Origin of the sequence: Mesorhizobium sp. M7A.F.Ca.AU.002.02.1.1 (genome assembly GCF_003998535.1) — a bacterium.
In the GTDB taxonomy this organism is placed as follows: domain Bacteria; phylum Pseudomonadota; class Alphaproteobacteria; order Rhizobiales; family Rhizobiaceae; genus Mesorhizobium; species Mesorhizobium ciceri.
Genome location: NZ_RZPB01001455.1, coordinates 1 through 538 on the forward strand (window position 1 = coordinate 1; position 538 = coordinate 538).

1 protein-coding gene is annotated in these 538 nt (G+C 65.1%); it reads right to left on the reverse strand.

Annotated elements, in window-relative coordinates:
* Positions 1-538, reverse strand: a 538-nt coding sequence (locus EN879_RS40515) for a dihydroneopterin aldolase (protein WP_245493969.1), incomplete at both ends; no start/stop codon positions are given.

Consider the following 538-nt stretch of genomic DNA (forward strand, 5'->3'; position numbering starts at 1 on the left):
AGGATGACATGGCCGAACTGCTCCATGGCCAGGATCGCCATGGCATGAGCGGCGGTGTCGGAAAACTCCATGCTGGTCTGCGTCTCGCGCACATGGTCGGCAAAGAGCCCGCCGCCGGGCACGATGACGATCGGCAGCCTGGAACCCGCCAGCGCTGCGATCCAGCTCTTCATCTCCGCCGCATGGGCCGTGCTGCCGCCAAGCTTGACGATGGCCCGTCGAAGCATTTCGGGGCGCTCCTGGCGCGGCCGGAAAACAACGCTTCGGTCTTTTCGGCCAGCAATGCCGGAGGCAGCACCGCGTCCCGCCGATTGGCGCTTGCGTTCGATCTCAACGCCGACGCCGCCAGGGCCGAGCTCGAGCTTTTCCACCCTAACCGTGACGCGCACGACACGCTGGTTCTCCAGCACGTGCGCTGCCACCTGCTCGGCCAAAGCCTCGCTGAGCTGGATATGGCCCCGCGCGACGATGGTGCGAATGCCGTCCATGATGATGTCGTAGGAGAACACATGGCGCATGTCCTCGGGATGGTCGGTGA